The sequence below is a fragment of the Streptomyces sp. NPDC012794 genome, assembly GCF_042901085.1.
Taxonomy (GTDB): Bacteria; Actinomycetota; Actinomycetes; order Streptomycetales; family Streptomycetaceae; genus Streptomyces.
In genome coordinates this window covers 65,897-86,691 of sequence record NZ_JBIBCI010000020.1, presented here as the reverse complement: position 1 = coordinate 86,691, position 20,795 = coordinate 65,897, and the positions used below count along the sequence as shown (strand labels likewise).

The following is a 20,795-nucleotide window of genomic DNA, read 5'->3' as shown; positions in this document are numbered from 1 at the left end:
CGGCCCGGGAGGGCGTCATGCGGAAGAGGCCGCTCCCGTGCGGCGGAACATGCGGGTGGCGGTGATCTCGCCGTGGATCGTCTCGCCTTCCGGGGACGGCTGCGGCAGACCCGGGCGCAGGTGTTCCTCGACGCTGATGTACTTCAGGCCCGCGCGCAGGTCGGCGTCGTTGCGGAGCCGGATGACCAGCGGGAACTCGGCTAGTGCCGTGGTGTCGAAAAGGCCCGTCGTGTACAGCAGCTGGACCCCGAGGGCGTCCGAGACGGCCCGCTGGAGCTCCAGCAGGTACGTGGCGTTCGCGCGCCCGATCGGGTTGTCGAGGAACAGCGTGCCCGCGTGACGGTGCTTGTCGCGGCCCCGGTCGTTGCTGCGCAGCGCGGCCATCGTGCAGTAGAGGGCGATGGCGGCGGTGAGCAGCTGGCCGCCGGAGAAGACGTCGCCCATCTGGCCGACGGGTACGCGCTCGGCGCGCAGCACGGCGTCGGGCTTGAGGATCTCGACGGAGATGCCCTTGGGTTCGAGGGCGGCCTGCACGCCCCTCAGGAGCAGGGACATGCCGTCGCGGCGGCCCTCGCCGAAGGCGGCGTTCTTCTTCACGGCCGTGCGGGTGGCCTCGTCGATGACCTCGCCGAGCCGCTCGGTGAGCGTCGCCTGGTCGGGCTCCTCGAAGCGGATCCGCAGGAACTCCTGGCCCGACCACTCCCCGAGGCCCTCGGGGAGCTGGGAGAGGCGCTGGGCGGAGCGCAGGGTGGCCAGGGCGGATTCCACGAGGCCGCGCAGCCGGTCGACGATGCTGTCGCGGTTGCGCTCCAGCTGCGCGAGTTCGTCGGTGAGCACGCGCAGGCGCGGGGCGAACGCGGCCGCCCAGGCGGCGGCGTGCTCGGGCAGGGCGGAAGCGGGCAGCTCCCGGATCTGCTGGCGCGCGGGGGTGCGTACCTGCTCGTAGCGGTTGGCGTTGGCGTGCCGGACCAGGACGTCGCTCGCCTCGCGCACCGCGGACTCCGCGGCGGAGAGGTCCGCGGCGCAGGCGCGCAGGGAGCGCCGGGCCTCGGCGGCGGACTGCCGGGCCTCCTCCAGGGTGCCGGCGTGGGCCGCGGGCTCCTGCTCGTCCTCCGGGTGGTTCTGGTCGCGCAGCAGGTCCCGCAGGAGGACCGCCGTCTCGTCGAAGCCTCCGGCGCCGTCCTCGGCGGCGCGGTGGGCGCGCAGCAGGTCGGCGTGGGCGGCCCGGGCGGACTCCACGGCCGCGGAGTGCGCGGCGAGCTGCGCGGTGGCGGTGCGCAGCAGGCCCTGGGCCTGTTCGACGTCGGCCGGGACCAGCTCCTCGGGCAGCTCGGTGTGCGCGTCGCCCTCGGCGGGGGCGTGCCGTTCGGCTTCGCCGCGCAGCCGGCCGAGCTGCTCGCTCGCGGCGGAGGCACGGGATTCCAGCATTTGGACGAGGGCCTCGGCGCGGGCGGCGGCGGCCTGCCGGGAGGGGCCGTCGGCTCCGTCGGTGCCCTCGAGGAGCTGGGCCGCCCGGGTGCGGACCTTGTTGGTGAGCCGGTCGAGTTCGGCGAGGGCGGCGCTCTCGTCGCTCTCGGCGCGGGCCTGTTCGGCGCGCAGGTCGGCGCCCACGCCGACCTTCTCGTACAGCCGGGAGGCGGCGCGGTAGGCCTCGCGGAGGTCGGGCAGCGGCGGCCGGTGCCCGTCGGAGCCGTCGTCCTCGGGGAGGGGCTCGGGGGCTCCCGCGATCTCGGCGCGTTCGGCGCGCAGGGCGCGGGCGGTGCGGCGGGCGTCGTCGGCGGCGCGCTGGGCGGCGCGGCGGTCCTCGTCGGCGGCGCGGGCGCGGTCGAGGCAGGCCTCGGCCCGGGCCTCGGACTCGGCGGCCTCCTCGGCGAGTTCACGGACGCGGGCCTGCCAGCCCGAGCGTTCGCGCAGGCGGTGGGCGAGGCCGGCGAGGGCGTCGGCGGCGCGGCGGGCGCGCTGGGCGGTGTCCTGGCGCTCGTCGCGGACGCGTGCGGCGTCCGCGGCGGCCTCGTCCGCCTCGGCGCGTGCGGTACGGGCCTCCGCGAGCTCGGCGTCGGCCTCCTCGGCGAACGTCCGGGCGGCGGCGGCCTGTCGCGCCAGCTCGGCGAGACGGCCGGGCGGGCAGCCGGTGCGCCAGGAGGCGAGCCGGGCGGCGAGCTCCCGGTCTCCGGCGAGGCGGGCGGCCAGGTCGCGGATCTCGGTGTCGCGGGCGGTGGCGCGGGCCCGCAGCGCCTGGCGCTCCTCGTCGGCGGCGTGCTCGTCGTGCATGGCCGGGTTCGGCGGTACGAGGAAGACGGCGTCGTCGGAACCGGCGGCCGGCGGGACCGGCGCCAGCAGGGCGGCGGCCGTGCCGACGGCGACGGTGGAGCGGGGCAGCAGGGCGGCGCCGGAGAGCACCTCGCGGGCGCGGGTGTGCGTGTCGGGGTCGGTGATGACGACGCCGTCGACGAGTTCGGGGCGGGCCGCGAGGACGGCCGCGTGGTCGGCGGGGTCCACGGACTGGGCGAGGTAGCGCCAGCCGGGCAGGGCCGGGATGCCGTGCTCGCCGAGGTACTCGACGGTGGCGAGGACGTCGGGGCCGGGCGGCAGCAGGCCGCCGTCGCCGAGCGCGCCGAGGATGCGGGCGTCGTCGGCGGCGGCGGTGCGCAGCTCGAACAGCTGGCGTTCGGCGGAGCCGACGGTGTCGGCCAGCAGTTCGCGGAGGGTGTCGGCGTTGCGGTCGAGGTCCTCGGCGGTGAGTCCTCCGGCGGTGGGTCCGGCCGCCCCGGGGCGGCCGGGGTCGCCGGCGGTCGCGGTGGTGGCGCCCGCGCGGCCGGGGGTGCCGCCGCTCGCGGCCGGGACGGGTTCGGCGGCACCCCGGCCCGACGGCCCGCCCGCCGCCCCGCCCGGCGTACCGGAACCCGCGGGGGCCGCCACGGACCCGGCGGCGGAGTCGGCGGCGCGGCCCGCGCGCGGGTGCGGCAGGAAGGTCTCGGGGACGGGCGGGAGGCCCAGGAGCTCCGCCAGGCGCGGTGAGGCGGCCAGGGAGGCGGCCGCGCGGTCCTCCGCCGCGTGGGCCGCCTCGGCGGCGTCGGCGGCGTCGGCGGCGCGGGCGGCGGTGAGTTCGGCGCGGGACTCTGCGGAGGCGGCCTCGCGGGCGGCCTCGGCGGCGCTGCGGGCGGCCTCGCGGGCCTCGTCCCAGGCGGCCACGGCGGCCTTCTCGGCGTCGCTGGCCGCGAGCGCGGCGCGGGCCGGGTCGGCGTCGGGCGCGGTGTCGTCGAGCCAGCCGGCGCGGACGGCGTCGGCGGTCTCCTGCTCGACCTCGGCGAGGCGGGCGCGCAGGTGCTCGGCCTCGCTGCGGGCGCGCTGGGCGGCGGTGGCGGCCGAGGTGGCGTCGCGGTGGGCGGTCTCGCCGACGGCCTGCAGTTCGGCGGAGCGTTCCTCCTCCTCGTTGGCGGCCCGTTCGCCCTGCTCGGCGGCGGTGTGCAGGGCGCGTACCAGTTCGGCGGCGGCGGTGGCGCGGGCGGCCAGCGCGGGGGCGGCGTCGCGTTCGGCCTCGAGGATCGCGGCGGCTACGCGGGCGGAGCGGTCGGCGGCGGCGCGGTGGCGCAGTACGGTCTCGGCGGCCTGCCAGGCCGAGTGCAGGGTGCGCGCTTCGAGGAGCTCGCGGCGCTGGGCGGCGGCGGCCTTGTCGGCGACGGTCAGGGCCAGGGAGGCGTGCCGGTAGGCGAGTTCGGCGGAGACGGCGGCGCTGCGGGCGCGCTGGGACTCGGCGGCGGTGACCGCGTGGGCGGCGTCGGTGACCCGCTGGGCGAGGTCGGCGGCGCGGCCGCGTTCCTCCGAGGCGCGGGCGGACAGCCGCCGGGCGAGGGTGCGGGTGCGGCGCTCGGCTCCGGCGTGGACGTCGCGCAGCCGGGAGCGGGTCTCGGCGGCCTCCACGATGCGGTTCAGGAGGTCCACCGAGCCTGCGGTGAAGTCGCGTTCGGCCATCAGCTCGGCGCGGCGGCCGAGTTTGTTGCCGAAGCCGTGGACCAGGTCGGCGAGGCCGTCGGTGTCGCGGGTGTCGGTGACGGCGCGCAGCAGCAGGTCGGTGAAGTCGGAGTCCTTCTTGACCGCGAAGAGTCCCGCGGCCTCGCCCTCGTCGGCGTTCATCTCGCGCTGGTAGCGGAAGAGTTCGGGGTCCAGGCCGAGTTCGGTGAGGTGCTCGTTCCAGCGGTCGTGGATCTCCTCCCAGTACACCTCCAGGTGCGGGTACGCCTTGCCGGCCTCGGTGAGGGCGTCGCGGAAGCCCTTCATGGTGCGGCGGCGTCCCTGGGCGCCGGAGGCGCCTTCGACGGGCGGGCGGACGGAGGTGGCCTCGGCGACCGGGAGGCTGTCCAGGCTCAGTCCCGGCCCGGGGCGGAAGGAGTACCAGGCCTCGGCGAACTTGCGGGGGTCGTTGGAGACCTGGCGGCCGCGCCATTCGCTGACCTTGCCGACGACCACGCATTCGCCGGTCTGGGTGTGCTGCCATTCCAGGGCCACGTGGCCGCAGTCGTCGGCGAGCAGGAACTTGCGCAGGACGCCGGAGCTGGCGCCGCCGAGGGTGTTGCGGTGGCCGGGGAGCATCACCGAGAAGATCAGCTTGAGCAGGACGGACTTGCCGCCGCCGTTCTCCAGGAAGAGCACGCCCGCGGGCGCGGGGCGCCGGGGCGGGCCGGTGGGCTCGTCCTCGAAGAACTCCGCCTGGGCGGGCGCCGGGTGGGGCACCGGTTCGCCGACTCCGCGCAGGTCGAGCACGGTGTCGGCGTAGCGTGCGCCGGCGGGCCCGATGGAGTAGAGGCGGATCCGGGACAGCTCGTACATGGCGGCGGACTCTCGTTGCTTCTCGGTGTTCTCGGTGCGTTCTCGGTACGGAACGGCGGCTGGATCAGACGTGGAACGCGGGTGGATCAGGCGTGGAACGGCAGGCCGGCGTCGGCCGCGAGCTCCAGGTCGTCGCCCTCGGGCGGCGGCAGGAGGGTGGCGGAGCCGTCGCTGACGGGGACCACGCCGAGTTCCAGCAGCTCGGCCATGGCCGCCGTGCCCGCCATGTCGCGGACCTGGAGCTGGTAGCGGGGGGTGGTGCGGTAGGTGCCGCCGGCGTCGTCGCCGGTGCGCTGGAGGAAGCCGGATTCGGTGAGGAAGGCGGCCGCCTTGCCGACGATGCCGGTGGTGGAGCCGGCCAGCCGGCGGGCGTCCTTGGTGGCGCCGGTCGCGCTGCGGCGGGAGTAGACCCGCCAGGCGGATTCCAGCCCGGGGGCGTCGGAGGCGGGGTCGGTGTTCTCGCCGAGTTCCTCGGCGCGCTCCTCCAGGCGGCGGCAGGTCTGCCGGACGAAGGCGTCGACGCCGTTGACGGTGACGCGGCCGATGTAGCCGTCGTCGGCGAGGTCCTCGGGGCGGGGGAAGGCCAGGGCGGCGACGGCGAGGTGGGCGAGGCCGTGCAGGAAGCGGTCGCCGCCGTCGGCGGAGGTGCGGCGGGCGTAGTCGCCCATGCGGACGGCGAAGACGGAATCCTCGCCCGCGGCGACGGCCATTCCGGCGCGCGGGGACACCTCCAGGACGACGAGGCCGAGGCCGGTGGCGACGGCGTCGGCGAGCCGTCCGAAGGCGGGGTCCTCGCGGTAGCGGCGCAGCAGCTCGGCGTACTCGGCGTCCCGGGCGGGCAGCAGCTTGGGCTGGAGCCCGAACCCGACGAGCCGGGCCGCGTCGGCGGCGTCGGCCGGTGTGAGGGCGGCGGCGGCCTGGGCGGGCGCGGCGGGGGCCGACGGGCCGTCGGGCTCGCTCCACGCGGGGTGCTCGGCGTGGTGGTCGCTCACGGGTGGGTCTCCTCGGCGGTGCGGTGGTGCTCGAACGGTGGTACGGGTGCGGCCGGCCCGGGCCCGCGCCCGCGCGCGGTACCGCCGGTGGGCGGGCCGTACGCCGGGCGGGCGGCGGGCACGGCCACCGGAACCGGCGGGGTCATACGGCCTCCGAGCGGGCCGCCGCCATGCCCGCGGCGTCCAGGAGGGCCGTGCCGACGATCAGGTCGGCGCCGCCGAACTCCGGGTCGTCGAGCTGCGTGCCGTCGTCCACCGCGAACAGCAGCCTCTCCTCGCCCTGGCGGTACGCCGTGCCCACGGCCGGGCTCGCCGCGTGGACGGCGAGGAGGGCCACCAGGTAGGGCAGTTCGGGGTCGGCGCGGCGCGCTTCGGCGAGGAGGCCGGAGAGCCTGCGCGGGGCGTCGTGCGGCAGGTCCAGGAGCTGGGTCGCGGCGGCGAGCTGCTCCTCGCTGAAGCGGCTGTCGTCGGGGGTGGCGATGAGGTCCGGCTCGGGCATCTCCGCGCCGAGGTGTTCCCGTTCCACGGGTGGGGTGAGGAGTATCTCCACCAGGTCGGCGACCCGCACCGAGACGGGGGTGCGCAGGCCGGTGCCGGCGGCGAAGAAGGCGTCGGTGACCCGGGCGGCGTGCTCCACGGGGAGCGGCAGCAGGGGCGCGACGAGCTGGCCGTAGAGGTCGATGCCGGCGCGACGGGCGGGCGCGGCGAAGGCCTGGCGGTCCTGCTCGGCGCGGAAGAGCGGGCCGGCGTCCAGCAGCCGGGACTGGAGCTGGGTGTGCCGGCGGATGCAGTCCTTGACGATGTCGACGAGTTCGGCGGCGCGCCGCTTGTTCTCGGGGTCCTCGGCTTCGTCGCGGGCCTTGCGGATGTTCGTCAGGATCGCGTTCTCGTGCCGGTAGCGGTCGGCGACGTGCTCCAGCGCTTCGGCGATCATGTCGGGGACGGCCTGGAGCCAGTCGACCGCGCGGACGTTGCGCCGCGTCGCGTCGAGGGTGCGGCGCAGGGTCTCGGCGTACTGGACGGTCCGGTAGCGGGCCTGCTCGGCGGCGAGCTGGGCGTCGGCCAGCCGGCCGCGGCTGATCAGCACCTCCAGCTTGACCTCGGCGGCGATCTGGGCGCTGGTGACGTCCGTGTCGAGGGCGCCGACGAGGACGTTGACCGCCTCGTCGGTGGTCCGCAGGTAGACCGCGCCGCCGTGACCGGGTACCTCCTCGATGAGCTTGAAGTCGTAGTCCCGGCGGACGTACACCCCGTCGGGGCCGAAGGTGCCGTAGATCGCGCGGAAGCCCCGGTCCACGCTCCCGACGTTGATCAGGTTCTCCAGGACCCAGCGGGCGACCCGTTCGTGTTCGGCGGCGGGCCGCCGGGGGGCCTGGGCGGCGACGCGCGGCAGCAGCCGGGCCACTATCTGCTCGTGGTCGGCGCCGGTGTCGAAGTCCATGTTGAGCGTAACCAGGTCGATCGCGGACAGCGCGACCTCCGCCATCGCGTAGACCCCGTACTCGCCCGCCAGATTGGCCTTGCGTACGTCGAGGTCGTGCAGCGGGGCGGTGCAGGCGAGGGCGCGCAGCCGGCGGGCGAGGCCCTCGTCGGCGGCGGGGCCCGGCGCCGGGGATGGAAGGGGTTTCGCCGGGGCTGGGAGAGTCACGACGGAAAGAGTAGGCGGTGTCGGGGACAACATCCCAAACGGCATGGTTTCCGCCGGATCGGGTCCCGGCGGCGGGCGGCGCGGCGCGGCCGCTGTTCTACGCTCACCGCATGGCTTCCATGATCACACCTCTGATCGACCTGAACGCCGACCTGGGCGAGGGCTTCGGACGCTGGACGCTGACCGACGACGACGCCCTGCTGTCGGTGGTCACGAGCGCCAACGTGGCCTGCGGCTTCCACGCGGGCGATCCGTCGATCATGCGCCGGGTCTGCGAGCTGGCCGCCGCCCGGGGCGTACGGATCGGCGCGCAGGTCTCCTACCGGGACCTGGCCGGATTCGGACGGCGGTCGATGGACGTGCCGCCCGGGGAGCTGGCCGCGGAGGTGGCCTACCAGATCGGGGCGCTGGAGGTGTTCGCCCGGGCGGCCGGATCCCGCGTGTCGTACGTGAAACCGCACGGTGCGCTGTACAACCGCACGGTCCACGACGCCGGCCAGGCCGCCGCGGTGGTCGCCGGGGTCCGGCTGGCCGCCGGGGAGGCCGGGCTGCCGGTGCTGGGCCTGCCGGGCTCGCTGCTGCTGGCGGCCGCCCGGGATGCCGGGCTGGAGGCCGTGCCGGAGGCGTTCGCCGACCGGGCGTACACCCCGCTCGGGACGCTGGTGCCGCGCGGCGGGCCGGGGGCGGTGCTGGACGATCCCGACGCGGTGGTCGGCCGCGCGGTGCGGATGGCCGCCGAAGGGACGGTGGCGGCCTCCGACGGCTCCGCCGTGGCGGTGGCCGCCCGCTCGCTGTGCCTGCACGGGGACACCCCTGGGGCGGCGGGACTGGCCCGGCGCGTGCGGGAGGCGCTGGAGGGTGCCGGGGTGCGGGTGGAGGCCTTCGCGTGAGCGGCCGCCGGACGCTGGTGGTGGGCTCGGAGGCGCTGCTGGTGGAGGTGGACTCGGCCGGGGAGGTGGCGGCGCTCCACGCCGAGCTGCTACGCCGGCGGGAGGCGGGCGAGCTGGGCGGCGTACGGGAGGTGGTGCCGGCCGCGCGGACCGTGCTGCTGGACGGCGTGGCGGAGCCGGCCGCGCTGGCGGCGCGGATCGCCCGCTGGGAGGTGCCGCCGCTCGCCGGGACGCGGGGGCCGCTGGTGACCGTCCCGGTGCGCTACGACGGCCCGGACCTGGCCGAGGTGGCCGGCGCGTGGGGCGTCGCCGAGCGGGAGGTCGCGGAGCTGGTCGGGGGGATCGTCTTCCGGGTGGCCTTCTGCGGGTTCGCGCCCGGCTTCGGCTACCTCACCGGGCTCCCGGAACACCTGTGGCTGCCCCGGCGGGCGACGCCCCGTACGGCGGTCCCGGCGGGCTCGCTGGCGCTGGCCGGGGAGTACGCGGGGGTCTACCCGCGCTCCTCCCCCGGCGGCTGGCAGCTGATCGGGTCGACCGACGCGGTGCTGTGGGACCCCGCGCGGGAGCCGGCGGCGCTGTTCGCGCCCGGGGTGCGGGTGCGGTTCGTCGGGGAGGCGGGCGCGTGAGCGGGCTGCTGGTGCTGCGGGCGGGGGCGCTGACCACCCTCCAGGACCTGGGCCGGCCCGGGTACGCGCACCTGGGCGTGCCCCGGTCGGGGGCGCTGGACTCGGCCGCGCACGCCTTGGGCAACCGGCTGCTGGGCAACCCGCCGGGCGCCGCCTCGCTGGAGACGACCCTGGACGGGGTGCGGCTGCGCGCACTGGCGCCGGTGACGGTGGCGGTGACGGGCGCGCCCTGCGCGGTACGCGTCTGCGGGCACCCGGCGGCCTGGGGTGCGCCGGTGCGGCTGCGCGCGGGGGCGGAGCTGGACGTGGGCCGGGCGGAGCACGGGCTGCGCGGCTACGTCGCGGTGCGGGGAGGTTTCGCTGCGCCGGCGGTGCTGGGCAGCCGCTCGACGGACCTGCTGGCGGGGCTCGGGCCGCCGGTGCCGACGGCGGGGTCGGTGCTGGCGGTGGGCCCGGCCGGCCCGGATCCGGTCCCGGTGGCCGACGTGGTGGCCCCGGCGGGACCGCCGGTCGGGGAACTGATGCTGCCGCTGCTCCTTGGCCCCCGGGCCGACTGGTTCACGGGGGCTTCGCTGGCGGCGCTGCTCTCCTCGGCGTACCGGGTGTCCCCGGCGTCCAACCGGATCGGCCTGCGCACGGAGGCGGGCCCGGCGCTGGCCCGGGCGCGGGGCGGGGAGCTGCCGAGCGAGGGGATGGTGCTGGGTGCGGTACAGGTCCCGCCGGACGGGTTCCCGGTGGTCTTCCTGGCCGACCATCCGGTGACGGGCGGCTACCCGGTGGTCGGGGTGGTGCCCCCGGGGCCGGCCCTGGACGCGGCCGCGCAGGCCCGGCCGGGCCTGCCGGTCCGCTTCGTCCCCGCGACGCAAGGGCGGCCCCGCCGGGCGCCGGCGCGCTGACGGGGCCCGGGCCGGGCCACCGCGCGGGGGCGGGGTCCGGCTGCTGGGGACGCGCCCCGGGCTATACCGCAGACTCGGGGGCGATGCGGCTGCGGACCGCCGACTGGACGTCCTCCTCCTCCGCCGGGTCAGCCGCCAGGCGGCGCAGGCGCGGGGCCACGCGGGCGTCGGCGGTCTCCGCGTGGCGGGCCGCGACCTCGCGGGTGGTCTCCTCGCAGTCCCAGAGGCATTCGACGGCGAAGCCCGCCGCGAAGGTGGGGTCGGTGGCGGCGAGGGCCCGGGCCGTGCGGCCGCGCAGGTGGGAGGAGGCCGTCTCGCGGTAGACGTGGCGCAGGACGGGGGCGGCGCAGCCGATGGAGAGCCGGCCGGCTCCGTCCACGAGGGCGAAGAGGCGCAAGGAGTCCGGGCCGGCGGCGCGGACGGTGTTGCGGAGGGCGCCGAGGACCAGTCCGGCGTCGTCGGCGCCGCCGCCCGCGGCCAGGAGGGCGGCGGCGGCCGCTCCGAGGGCGTCGGGGCGGTGGATCCAGCGGCGGGCCCGGTCGAGGGCGGCCGGGCCGCTCATGCGCTCGTAGGCGGCCACCGCCGGCTCGTCCCCGGCGGCTTCGATCAGGTCCAGGACGGCCGGGTTCTCCGGTTCGGCGAGGACCAGGTGGTGCAGGGCGGTGGCCCGGGCGGCCTCGCCGCAGGCTCCGGCGGCGGCCGCGAGGATGGCGGAGCGGTCCTCGGGGGCGGCGACGGCCGCCAGGCAGCGCGCCGCGGGCACGTGCAGGGGGGTGCCCCGGCGCAGCCCGTCGGCGGCCCAGTCGAAGACGGCCTGGACGCCCCATCCGGGGCGGGGTCCGCCGGGGGTCATCTGGCGCTGCCAGCGGTCGAAGGAGCCCTGCTGGCGGGCGGCGCGCAGGCGCTCCGCGTAGGCGGGCAGCTCCTCCCACAGGGCCCACGGACGGGGCTCGTAGGCGTCGCGGACGGCGGCGGCCAGCCGGGCCTCGCCCTCGGCGGTGGCGGGGAACCGGGAGAGGACGGGGGCGGCGAGGGACCGCAGTCCGCCGTCGTCGTCGCGCAGGGCGAGTTCGTCGAGGGCCCAGGCCCAGTTGGCCCCGGAGGCGGCGTAGCGGCGCAGCAGCATGAGGGCGTCGTCGCGGCCGTAGGAGGCCAGGTGTCCGAGGACGGACAGGGCGAGGCCGGTCCGGTGCTCCTCTTCGTCGACGAGGTCGTCGGCGCCGAAGAGGTGGGCCTCGATCTCGCCGAGGGGGCCGTCGAGGTCGAGGTACAGGCGTGCGTAGTACAGGGAGCGGTTCTCCACCTGCCAGTCCTGGCGCGGGTCGCGCAGCACGCACTGGTTCAGTGCCGCGAGGGCCTCCGGTCTGGGCGCGGCGAGCGCGTGCAGGGTGCCGTCGCCGCGGCCTCGCTGGAGGAGCCCGAGCAGGGTACCGCTCGGCGCTATGACTGGTTCGAACATGGGAATGGCCTCAAATCAAGCTGGGGACGCGACCGGGAATCGGGATTCACAGAGCCGCGTAACAGCATGTGAGGACGTCCGCCGTCTGGTTCCGCTCGATGTAGACCATTGCCTTCTCACTCTCGTCGGTGCTTCGTGACCACGGCGGCCGGTGCGGCAGGGCCGGTGTGGACACCCGTGTCGTGTCCAGCCCGCTCCTGCCCGTCCGTCATGTCCGCGAATCGAATCCGACGCCATGATGACCCAGGCGGTTTGTGCGCCGCGACCACATTTAAGGGCGCCGTGACCAAGCCGTGAGGTGGCGGGGCCCTCGGGACCGGGCGGCGCCCGGGAAAAAGCGGACTACTTGGCTCCGAACAGTTCCAGCAGGTCGGCCTTGTTGAACATGCGGGCCGTGTCCACGGCGGAGGGGGTACCGGCGGCCGGGTCGGCGCCGCCGGCCAGCAGCGCGCGGATGACGGCCTCCTCGCCCTTGAAGACGGCGCCCGCGAGGGGGGTCTGGCCGCGGTCGTTGGCGCGGTCCGCCTCGGCGCCGTGCTCCAGCAGGACCGTGACGGCCTCGGCGTGGCCGTGGTAGGCGGCGAGCATGACGAGGGTGTCGCCGCGGTCGTTGGTGAGATTGGCCGGAACCCCGGCGTCCAGGTAGGCGGCCAGCATCGCGGCCTCACCCTGGCGGGCGAGGTCGAAGATCTTGCCGGCCAGTTCGACGACATCCTCGTCGGGGACGTCCTGGTGCTCGCTCATCGGTCGTACCGCCTTTCGGTCTCTGGCTTGTCGGCGCCACCCGCGGCGCACCGTCCGGGCCGCGTGAACGTCCCCTTCCGGGAGGAGTTTCCCCAGGCCGGGAGGGCAGGACGGCGCACGGCACTGCGTCCGTACGGGTGAATCGCCAGGGTAGCGCCCGCCCGGGGACACGGCGGGGCCGGTCCGAGGCAAGGATGCCTGGCGGCGGCGCCGCGACACCGCGGGAGCCGGGCGCGCCAGTCAGGCGCGTCCGGTCAAGTGAAAAAAGCCGGGATTCACCCGTATGCAGCTTTTATCGCATTGATACTTCCTGTGAGCCTGGAACAACTGATGGTGACCGTCCCCACCCACCAGGAGCCCCGACTCATCAGGAGAACGTCATGGTCCTGTCCATCTCAGGTGTCGTCCTGCTCGGCATCATCTGCTTCCTGTTCTTCAAGAAGGACGGGATGAAGCTCTCGCACGCGTTCGTCTGCGCGCTCTTCGGCTTCTTCCTCGCCGGCTCCGCCATCGCACCGAGCATCACGGCCAGTACGGCCAGCCTCGCGAGCCTGCTCGGCGGTATCAAGCTGTAGGGGCCGTCCGGCGGACCACGGCCGGTCCCGGCCCCGCCGGGGTTCCGGCCCCGCTCGGCTCCGGCTCCGTCCGGGCTCCGGCCCCGCCCGGGCCCCTCCACGCCCAGCCGTACACCTACGACCAGGCCCGCGGCCCCTGCCCCCGGCTCCCGCCCGGTCCGGCAGCGCCCGGGCCCCCCGACACCCCAGTCCCGCACCACCACGACTCCAGGAGACGACCGTGGCCCGGCGCCCACTCCCCCGCATCCTCAGCAGCGGCAACGCGTCGCTCACCCGGGGCCGCGACCTCGCCCGCACGGCTGCCGACAGCGCCACCGACGTGCTCCACCCGCTCATCGTCATCGGACGCGGCCTGCGCGTCCTGGCCTCCGCCGGGCGGCGCAGATGGGCCTCCACCCCGAAGGACAAGCGCGGTCCGGCGCTCTTCCTCGGGGCCGCCTGCGTGCTCGTGGTGGCGGTCGTCCCCTACGGACCCCTCGCCGCCCTGATCACCGTCATGGCGGTCGCGGCCTGGCACGGACGCGACCGCTCCCCGGCCGCGTCCGGGCCCGGCGACGCCGAGGCCGAGCGGCTGCGCTCGCTGTACGAGGCGCTCGTGCCGTACTTCTCCGCACCGGAGGACCCCAGCCCGCTCTTCGCCCACGGCGGGGCGTGGGAGGAGGCCTTCAGCGACTACGAGTTCGACGCGGCGGGCCGGGTCGTCCGGCTCGGCATCCGCTACCCGGCCTACTTCACGGATGGAGAACCCGCCTCGCGGGCCCGCATCGAGGCCCTGCTGCACGCCAAGGCCGGGCGCGGCCGGGAGTACCGCTTCGACTGGGACGAGGAGGGCAACCGGCTCCGGCTGCGGGTGCTGGCGGCCCTGCCCACCGACATCGCCGCCCAGCCGTTCGTGACCGCGCCGGGCGAGACCGTCCTCGGCTTCACCGACGCCGGGGGCGTCCAGCGCACCGTGCCGGTCCTGGAAGGGGAGGAGCCGGCCGACGTGCCGCCCGTCATCTGGCGGACCGGCCCCCGCTCCGCCGAGCCGCACCTGCTGGCCGTCGGCCAGCCCGGCAGCGGCACCTCCACCCTGCTGCGGTCGATCGCCCTCCAGGCCCTGCGCCAGGGCGGCGACGTGATGATCGTCGAGGGGGGCGGCAGCGGTGAGTACGCCTGCCTGGCCGGCCGCGCCGGGGTCCTCGCCGTCGAGTGCGGCCCTGCCGGGGCGGAGGCCTCCGTCGAGTGGGCGGCGCACGAGACCGAGCGGCGGCTGATCGCGACGCACCGGGCCCGCGAGGCGGGCCGCCCCGCGCCCGAGGACGCGCGGCGCCCGCTGTGGATGCTGCTGGACCGGCCCAGCGTGCTCGCGCACCTGGCGGCCGCCGAAGGGCGCCCCGATCCCCTCGCCCAGCTCCAGGTGCCGTTGCGGCACGGGCGGGCCGCGCACGTCACGGTGGTGGTCGCCGAGCACTTCGACCACCTGGAGCTGCTGAACGACGCCGTCTGGCAGCACACCCGCGCCCGGGTCGTGCTCGGAGCGGCCCCCGTCCAGCAGGTCGCCGACGTCCTCGGGCTCCCCCCGCACACAACGCCGCCCCAGCAGCTGCCGCCGGGGCGGGGGTACGCGCGGCTCGGTACGGGGCCGGTGCACCGCCTCCAGGTACCGGCCACGCCGGACCCCTACGACGACGCCTCGCACCCCGGGCACCGCCAGGCGGTGCTGGAGCTGCTGCCGGAGCGGCAGGCGCCGGTGCAGGGCGGCGAGGGTCCGGCGGTCCCCGCCCGGCCGCTCCGGGCGGTCCGGCCGCAGCCGTCCTCGGCCGACGCCTCGGAGACCCCCGAGGTCCCGGCGGAGGCGCCGTAGGGAGCGGGGCCGGACGGCCTACGCGACGAAGGTGCGCGGGGGCTCCGCCCCGCTGCCCCCCGCCCCCGTGCCGACCAGGCGGGCCGCGGCCGCCAGGCGGGCGGCGGCCTCCTCGGCCAGCGGCCCTCCGACCGTGAACGGCAGCCGGACGTACCCCTCGAAGGCCCCGTCCACGCCGAACCGGGGGCCCGAGGGGACGCGGACGCCGACCCGCTCCCCCACCTCGGCCAGCCGCGACCCGGACAGCCCGCCCGCCCGGGCCCACAGCGTGAGCCCGCCGCGCGGCACCTCGAACTCCCAGTCCGGCAGCTCCCGGCGCACCGCCGCGACGAGCGCGTCCCGGTTCTCCCGGGCCTGGTCGCGGCGCAGCCCGACGGCCTCCGCCCAGCCGCCGGTGCGCATCAGCCAGTTCACCGCGAGCTGCTCCAGGACCGGAGTGCCGAGGTCCGCGTACGCCCGGGCCGCGACCAGGCTGCGGATGATGTCGGGAGCCGCCCGGACCCAGCCGATCCGCATCCCCGCCCAGAAGGCCTTGCTGGCGGAACCCACGGTGATCACCGTGGAGCCCGCCGGGTCGAACGAGCAGACCGGCCGGGGCATGACGAGGTCCGCGTCCAGCTGGAGTTCCGCCATGGTCTCGTCGGCGATCAGCACGGTCCCGGCGGAGCGGGCCGCCTCGACCATCGCCCGGCGCTTGTCCTCCGACGCCAGGGCACCGGTCGGGTTGTGGAAGTCGGCGACGACGTAGGCGAGGCGGGGGGCCGAGTCGCGCAGCACCTGCCGCCAGACGTCCATGTCCCAGCCGCCGAGGCGCGCCCCCATGGCCACCGGCACCAGGCGGGCCTCGGCGGCGCGCATGAGCTGGAGGATGTTGGCGTAGGAGGGGGACTCCACGGCGATCCGCTCGCCCCGGCCCGCGAAGAGGCTGCAGATGGCGTCGATGGCGCCCATCGCCCCGGTCGTCACCATGATCTGCTCGGGCATGGTGGGGATGCCCCGCTCGGTGTAGCGGTCGGCGAGCATCCGGCGCAGCGCGGGAAGGCCCGCCGGGTAGTCCCCGTGGGTGTGCGCGTAGGGCGGGAGTTCCTCCAGGGCGCCCTGGACGGCCTTGGTCAGCCAGGGTTCGGGCGCCGGGAGGGCGGCGCAGCCGAGGTCGATCATCGAGCCGAGGGACTCGGGGGGCAGCGGTTCCAGGCCGCGGGCCGGCAGCGGGTTCCCGGCCGGCACGGCGGTCCAGCTGCCCGCGCCCCGGCGCGATTCCAGGAAGCCCTCGCCGCGCAGGGCCTCGTACGCGGCGGCGACGGTGGTGCGGCTCAGCGACAGGGCCACGGCCAGCTCCCGTTCCGCGGGCAGCCGGGCGGCGACGGGGACGCGGCCTTCGAGGACGAGCAGCCGGATGCCGTCGGCCAGGGTGCGGTACGCGGGCGGCTTGCGGGCTCCGGGCGGCGCGGGCCGTTCCTGCTGGGAGGCGATGAGCCGGGCGAGCTGCGCGGCACCGACCGCTGAGGTCCACTGGGCCATGGTGTCCGGTCCACCTTCGTCGAATTGGCCCCGGGATCGGGATTCCGGAGCCGGTATTGGATTGGCCGTGCGGGTCCAGACTGTCATGGGGCGGTCCGCACCGGCCAGACGGGTGGCGCAGGCAGCGGGCATACTGCCGCCGTGACTGACGTACGCCTTCGGCACCCCTACCTGGACCACCCGGCTCCGATCCCCTTCGCCCACCGGGGCGGGGCCGCGGACGGGCTGGAGAACACCGCCGCCGCCTTCCGCAGGGCCGCCGGCGCGGGCTACCGGTACTTCGAGACCGATGTGCACGCGACGGCGGACGGGAAGCTGGTGGCGTTCCACGACCCCACCCTGGACCGGGTCACCGGCACGCGCGGCAGGATCCGTGAGCTGCCCTGGAGCCGGGTGCGCGAGGCGCGGGTGGCGGGCAGCGAGCCGCTGGCCCTCTTCGAGGACCTCCTGGAGGAGTTCCCGGAGGCCCGCTGGAACGTGGACGTCAAAGACGAGTCGGCCCTGCATCCGCTGGTGAACCTGATCGCCCGGGCCCGTCTGTGGGACCGGGTGTGCGTGGGCTCCTTCTCGGAGAGCCGGGTGGCCCGGGCGCAGCGGATCGCCGGGCCCCGGCTGGCGACCTCGTACGGCGTGCGCGGGGTGCTGGGGCTGCGGCTGCGGTCCTTCGCGATCCCGGCGGCCCTGCGGGCGGGCGCGGTGGCGGCTCAGGTCCCGGAGACCCAGGGGGGCGTCCGGGTGGTGGACCGGCGCTTCGTGCGGACCGCGCACGAGCGGGGGCTCCAGGTGCACGTGTGGACCGTGAACGAACCGGAACGCATGGAGGCTCTCCTCGACCTGGGTGTCGATGGCATCATGACCGACCGGATCGACATCTTGCGCACGGTGCTGGACCGGCGCGGGGCCTGGGCCTGACACCCCCGGCCGCCGCGCGCGGTGCCCGGGACCGTGCGGTACGGGGACCAGCGAGGGGGCTCTCGGATGAGCGCGCAGACGACGGACGAGGCGGAGCCCGGGGCCGAGGACGGCAGACCGTCCGCCGCGGCGGCCGCCGCACGCAAGCGCGAACAGCGCGGCTGGTACTTCTACGACTTCGCGGTGTCCGTGTACTCGGCGAGCGTGCTCACGGTGTTCCTGGGCCCGTACCTCACCTCGGTGGCCAAGGCCGCCGCGGACGCGGGGGGCTATGTGTACCCGCTGGGCGTGCCGGTGCGCGCCGGTTCCTTCTTCGCCTACTCGGTCTCGGCCTCGGTGATCCTCGCCGTGCTGGTCATGCCGCTGGCGGGGGCGGTCGCCGACCGGACGGGGCGCAAGAAGCCTCTGCTGGCCGTGGCCGCGTACACCGGCGCCACGGCGACGGCGGCGATGTTCTTCCTGGGCGGTGAGCGCTATCTGCTGGGCGGGCTGCTGCTGATCGTCGCGAACGCCTCCCTGTCGGTGTCGATGGTGCTCTACAACGCCTACCTTCCGCAGATCTCCACCCCGGACGAGCGGGACGCCGTCTCCTCGCGGGGCTGGGCCTTCGGCTACACGGCGGGCTCGCTGATGCTGGTGGTGGACCTCGCCCTCTATCTGGGCCACGACTCCCTCGGCCTCTCCCAGGGCGAGGCCGTACGGATCTGCCTGGCCTCGGCGGGCCTGTGGTGGGGGGCCTTCGCGCTGATCCCGCTGCGCCGGCTGAGGGACCGGGCGGTGGTCAAGGAGGGGGCGGGAGGGGCCCCGGCCGTGAGCGGCTGGAAGCAGCTGGTGGCCACGTTCAAGGACATGCGGCGCTACCCGCTGACCCTGTCGTTCCTGCTCGCGTACCTGATCTACAACGACGGCGTGCAGACGGTGATCTCCCAGGCCTCGATCTACGGCTCCGAGGAGCTGGAGCTGGAGCAGTCCACGCTGATCGGCGCGGTGCTGCTGGTGCAGGTGCTGGCGGTGGCGGGCGCGCTCGCGATGGGCCGGCTGGCGCGGGTGTACGGGGCCAAGCGGACGATCCTCGGCTCGCTGGCCGCGTGGGCGCTGACGCTGGCGGCCGGCTACTTCCTGCCGGCGAGGACACCGATGTGGTTCTACGCGCTGGCCGCGATGATCGGGCTGGTGCTGGGCGGCAGCCAGGCGCTGTCGCGCTCGCTCTTCTCCCACCTGGTGCCGGCGGGCAAGGAGGCCGAGTACTTCTCGGCGTACGAGATGAGCGACCGGGGGCTGAGCTGGGTCGGACCGCTGGTCTTCGGCCTGACGTACCAGGTCACCGGCAGCTACCGGGACGCGATCATCTCGTTGGTGGTCTTCTTCGCACTGGGTTTCGTGCTGCTGGCGCGGGTGCCGGTGCGGCGCGCGGTGGAGGCGGCGGGGAATCCTGTTCCCGTACGCCTCTGAAACGCGGACCGGGGCCCGTCAGGGCCCCGGTCCGGCCCGCCCGCCGCCCGTCGGAGCCCCGGACTCACGAACGAATTCCGAACGAATTTCGACGTTGCGGCAAAGGGCCGGTAGTGTACGCCTTTGGCCTGCCAGGCGGACCGTTACTGCGCGCATAAGAAGTATAGACGTTGGGTGACATCTGCTGCCAGATGTGACAAAACGGGCACTGGTGGGTACAACAAGGGGCGGCACGACGGGCGACGCGTGACCCGGAGCGGGAATCTATACCGCCGACCGGACGTTGACCGGATGACGACGACAGCGACACCTGTCCTGTGGGCGACAAGCCCGGGAGGCACGATTCATGAGTGAGCGAGCTCTCCGCGGTACGCGGCTCGTGGTTACCAGCTACGAGACGGACCGCGGCATCGATCTGGCCCCGCGCCAGGCGGTGGAGTACGCATGCCAGAACGGACATCGATTTGAGATGCCGTTCTCGGTTGAGGCAGAGATTCCGCCGGAGTGGGAGTGCAAGGCGTGCGGCGCCATGGCACTCCTGGTGGACGGGGACGGGCCCGAAGAGAAGAAGGGCAAGCCTGCGCGAACGCACTGGGACATGCTCATGGAGCGGCGCACCCGCGAGGAGCTGGAGGAGGTGCTGGCCGAGAGGCTGGCCGTCCTGCGCTCCGGCGCCATGAACATTGCCGTGCATCCGCGCGACAGCCGCAAGTCCGCCTGAGACGCGGACACAGCGCAATAGCCGAGGGGCCCCGCCACTGATGTGGCGGGGCCCCTCGGCGTTTTCGCGTCCGCGTCGTCCCCGTCGTCTTACGGCCCGCCCGAGGACTGCGGGCTCCGGGCTCCGGGCTCCGGGCTCCGGACTACGGGGCCAGCGGCGGCCGGCGGTCCGCGTCCGGGCCGGGCTGCCGCCCGGGCGGGTCCTCCCGGACGACCTCGCCCTGGACGACCTTGCCGTCGGGGTAGTGGATCCGGGCCTGGGTGAAGGCGTCACCGAAGCCGCCCGCGGTGGCCGCGGCCATCTTCCGCTCCAGCGTGCGCTCGGCGCGGCGGCCGGCGAAGGCCCGTACCGGAGGCAGCAGCAGGAGCAGGCCGGCCACGTCGGAGAGCAGACCGGGCATGATCAGCAGCAGCCCGGCCAGCATCGTCATCGCGTTGCCCGAGCCCTTCTGGGGCCGCGGCGCTGAGGGTGCCGCGCCTGCCATCGCCTGCTCCTGGGCCTGCTGGAAGCTACGGGTGAGGTTCTTGAAGGCGCGGCGGCCGGCCCGCTTGATGACCACCACGCCCAGCACCAGGCCGCCCGCGAGCAGCGCCGCGACGGCGAGACCGCCGGCCTGCCGGGCGACGAGGCCGAGCAGCCAGATCTCCAGGATCAGCCAGGCGGCGACCGCAAGGGGGATGAACGTACGGGCGGGCGAGCGCCGCCGGGGGGCCGTCGAAGTGCCGGTCCTCAGTGAACCAGTGCCGGTCGTCATACCCTCCAGTGTGCCCGGAGCCGCGTAAAAGCGGTCTCAGCCGGAGGTACCGGGCATCCCCTAGGGGTCGGTCGGCCCAGCGGCACGGGTCAGGCGCGGCGCCTGCCGCCCAGCTTGGCGGCGCGCTCCTTCAGGCCCCACTGGGTGACCCGGAGCAGGGCCTCGACGACGATGTCCTTGCTCATCTTGCTGTCGCCGAGCTCGCGCTCGACGAAGGTGATGGGCACTTCCACGACCCGGAAGCCCTTGCGGACGGCCCGGCGGGCCAGGTCCACCTGGAAGCAGTAACCCGCGGAGGCGACCTCGTCCAGGCCGAGCCCCTCCAGGGTCTCGCGGCGGAAGGCGCGGTAGCCGCCGGTCACGTCACGGATCGGGACGTCCAGCATCAGCCGGGAGTAGGTGGATCCGCCGCGGGAGAGGATCTCCCGGCTCTTGGGCCAGTTGACGACCCGGCCGCCCGGCACCCAGCGGGATCCGAGCACGAGGTCGGCGCCGCCCAGCGCCGTGAGCAGCCGGGGCAGCTCCTCCGGCTGGTGGGAGCCGTCGGCGTCCATCTCCACGATCACGCCGTAGCCCTGCTCCAGGCCCCAGGCGAAGCCCGCCAGGTAGGCGGCGCCGAGGCCCTCCTTGCCCTTGCGGTGCAGGACGTGGACGTGGTCGTCGGCGGCCGCCAGTTCGTCGGCGAGCTTGCCGGTGCCGTCGGGGCTGTTGTCGTCCGCGACCAGGATGTGGGCCTCGGGGACGGCGGCGCGGACGCGGCCGGTGATCAGGCCGATGTTCTCGGCCTCGTTGTACGTCGGAATGATCACCAGGGTGGTGCCGAGGGGCCCGTAGGTCCGCTGTCCGCCGTCGCTCACTGGGTCCCCTTGTGTGTTCTTCGTACATCCCGTCACAGCAGGATGAGTTTAGAACAGCCGGCGACCGGGACCGGC

Annotated in this window: 17 protein-coding genes; 8 read left to right on the top strand and 9 right to left on the bottom strand. The window is 75.5% G+C overall.

Annotated features, from left to right (window positions below; genetic code table 11):
• Positions 1–15 precede the first annotated feature (15 nt).
• The 4 genes from ACFY7H_RS28825 to ACFY7H_RS28810 all read right to left on the bottom strand — a co-directional run bounded on the left by ACFY7H_RS28825 (position 16) and on the right by ACFY7H_RS28810 (position 7,500).
• Complete coding sequence (locus tag ACFY7H_RS28825) at positions 16–4,827, bottom strand: hypothetical protein (protein ID WP_388943780.1); 4,812 nt, start codon at positions 4,825–4,827, stop codon at positions 16–18.
• 86 nt (positions 4,828–4,913) lie between these two features.
• Positions 4,914–5,819: a hypothetical protein gene (locus ACFY7H_RS28820; protein ID WP_388943777.1), complete on the bottom strand. Its 906-nt coding sequence runs from the start codon at positions 5,817–5,819 to the stop codon at positions 4,914–4,916.
• Positions 5,816–5,965, bottom strand: coding sequence for a hypothetical protein (locus tag ACFY7H_RS28815; RefSeq protein WP_388943775.1), 150 nt, complete (start codon positions 5,963–5,965; stop codon positions 5,816–5,818). The genes ACFY7H_RS28820 and ACFY7H_RS28815 overlap by 4 nt, the downstream gene beginning before the upstream one ends.
• On the bottom strand, positions 5,962–7,500 hold the full coding sequence (locus ACFY7H_RS28810; protein ID WP_388943773.1) for a hypothetical protein: 1,539 nt from the start codon (positions 7,498–7,500) through the stop codon (positions 5,962–5,964). The genes ACFY7H_RS28815 and ACFY7H_RS28810 overlap by 4 nt, the downstream gene beginning before the upstream one ends.
• 98 nt (positions 7,501–7,598) lie before the next feature.
• On the opposite strand from ACFY7H_RS28810, the gene ACFY7H_RS28805 reads away from it, so the two are divergent.
• From ACFY7H_RS28805 to ACFY7H_RS28795, 3 genes are read left to right on the top strand one after another with little or no spacing between them, the layout of a single operon-like run.
• A complete protein-coding gene (locus ACFY7H_RS28805) occupies positions 7,599–8,357 on the top strand; it encodes a LamB/YcsF family protein (RefSeq protein ID WP_388943829.1) in 759 nt (252 codons plus the stop codon).
• On the top strand, positions 8,354–8,983 hold the full coding sequence (locus ACFY7H_RS28800; protein WP_388943770.1) for an allophanate hydrolase subunit 1: 630 nt from the start codon (positions 8,354–8,356) through the stop codon (positions 8,981–8,983). Before ACFY7H_RS28805 ends, ACFY7H_RS28800 begins: the two co-directional genes overlap by 4 nt.
• A gap of 5 nt (positions 8,984–8,988) precedes the next feature.
• A complete protein-coding gene (locus ACFY7H_RS28795; RefSeq protein WP_388943827.1) occupies positions 8,989–9,879 on the top strand; it encodes a biotin-dependent carboxyltransferase family protein in 891 nt (296 codons plus the stop codon).
• Between the two features lie 61 nt (positions 9,880–9,940).
• Here ACFY7H_RS28795 and ACFY7H_RS28790 read toward each other — a convergent pair whose 3' ends face one another.
• Together ACFY7H_RS28790 and ACFY7H_RS28785 are read right to left on the bottom strand one after the other, a co-directional pair.
• Positions 9,941–11,338, bottom strand: a complete 1,398-nt coding sequence (locus ACFY7H_RS28790) for a HEAT repeat domain-containing protein (RefSeq protein WP_388943768.1) — start codon at positions 11,336–11,338, stop codon at positions 9,941–9,943.
• A gap of 342 nt (positions 11,339–11,680) precedes the next feature.
• Complete coding sequence (locus tag ACFY7H_RS28785) at positions 11,681–12,082, bottom strand: ankyrin repeat domain-containing protein (RefSeq protein WP_388943766.1); 402 nt, start codon at positions 12,080–12,082, stop codon at positions 11,681–11,683.
• A 380-nt stretch (positions 12,083–12,462) separates the two neighbouring features.
• On the opposite strand from ACFY7H_RS28785, the gene ACFY7H_RS28780 reads away from it, so the two are divergent.
• Together ACFY7H_RS28780 and ACFY7H_RS28775 are read left to right on the top strand one after the other, a co-directional pair.
• Entirely contained in the window at positions 12,463–12,657 is a 195-nt protein-coding gene (locus tag ACFY7H_RS28780) for a hypothetical protein (RefSeq protein WP_008743136.1), read from the top strand.
• Positions 12,658–12,877: 220 nt separating this feature from the next.
• Positions 12,878–14,503: a hypothetical protein gene (locus tag ACFY7H_RS28775; RefSeq protein ID WP_388943763.1), complete on the top strand. Its 1,626-nt coding sequence runs from the start codon at positions 12,878–12,880 to the stop codon at positions 14,501–14,503.
• 18 nt (positions 14,504–14,521) lie between these two features.
• Here ACFY7H_RS28775 and ACFY7H_RS28770 read toward each other — a convergent pair whose 3' ends face one another.
• A complete protein-coding gene (locus ACFY7H_RS28770; RefSeq protein ID WP_388943760.1) occupies positions 14,522–16,024 on the bottom strand; it encodes a PLP-dependent aminotransferase family protein in 1,503 nt (500 codons plus the stop codon).
• A 141-nt stretch (positions 16,025–16,165) separates the two neighbouring features.
• Between ACFY7H_RS28770 and ACFY7H_RS28765 the strand changes: the two genes are divergently transcribed.
• From ACFY7H_RS28765 to ACFY7H_RS28755, 3 genes are all read left to right on the top strand, one after another.
• On the top strand, positions 16,166–16,936 hold the full coding sequence (locus ACFY7H_RS28765) for a glycerophosphodiester phosphodiesterase family protein (RefSeq protein ID WP_388943758.1): 771 nt from the start codon (positions 16,166–16,168) through the stop codon (positions 16,934–16,936).
• Between the two features lie 66 nt (positions 16,937–17,002).
• The gene (locus ACFY7H_RS28760; protein ID WP_388943755.1) at positions 17,003–18,388 is read left to right on the top strand and encodes an MFS transporter; all 1,386 of its coding nucleotides are present in this window, start codon (positions 17,003–17,005) and stop codon (positions 18,386–18,388) included.
• A 346-nt stretch (positions 18,389–18,734) separates the two neighbouring features.
• Positions 18,735–19,109, top strand: a complete 375-nt coding sequence (locus tag ACFY7H_RS28755) for an RNA polymerase-binding protein RbpA (RefSeq protein ID WP_007262928.1) — start codon at positions 18,735–18,737, stop codon at positions 19,107–19,109.
• 142 nt (positions 19,110–19,251) lie between these two features.
• Here the strand turns inward: ACFY7H_RS28755 and fxsA are convergent, their stop codons facing one another.
• Both fxsA and ACFY7H_RS28745 read right to left on the bottom strand, forming a co-directional pair.
• Complete coding sequence (fxsA, locus tag ACFY7H_RS28750; protein ID WP_388943752.1) at positions 19,252–19,863, bottom strand: FxsA family membrane protein; 612 nt, start codon at positions 19,861–19,863, stop codon at positions 19,252–19,254.
• Positions 19,864–19,952: 89 nt separating this feature from the next.
• Positions 19,953–20,720, bottom strand: coding sequence for a polyprenol monophosphomannose synthase (locus ACFY7H_RS28745; protein ID WP_388943750.1), 768 nt, complete (start codon positions 20,718–20,720; stop codon positions 19,953–19,955).
• Positions 20,721–20,795 lie beyond the last annotated feature (75 nt).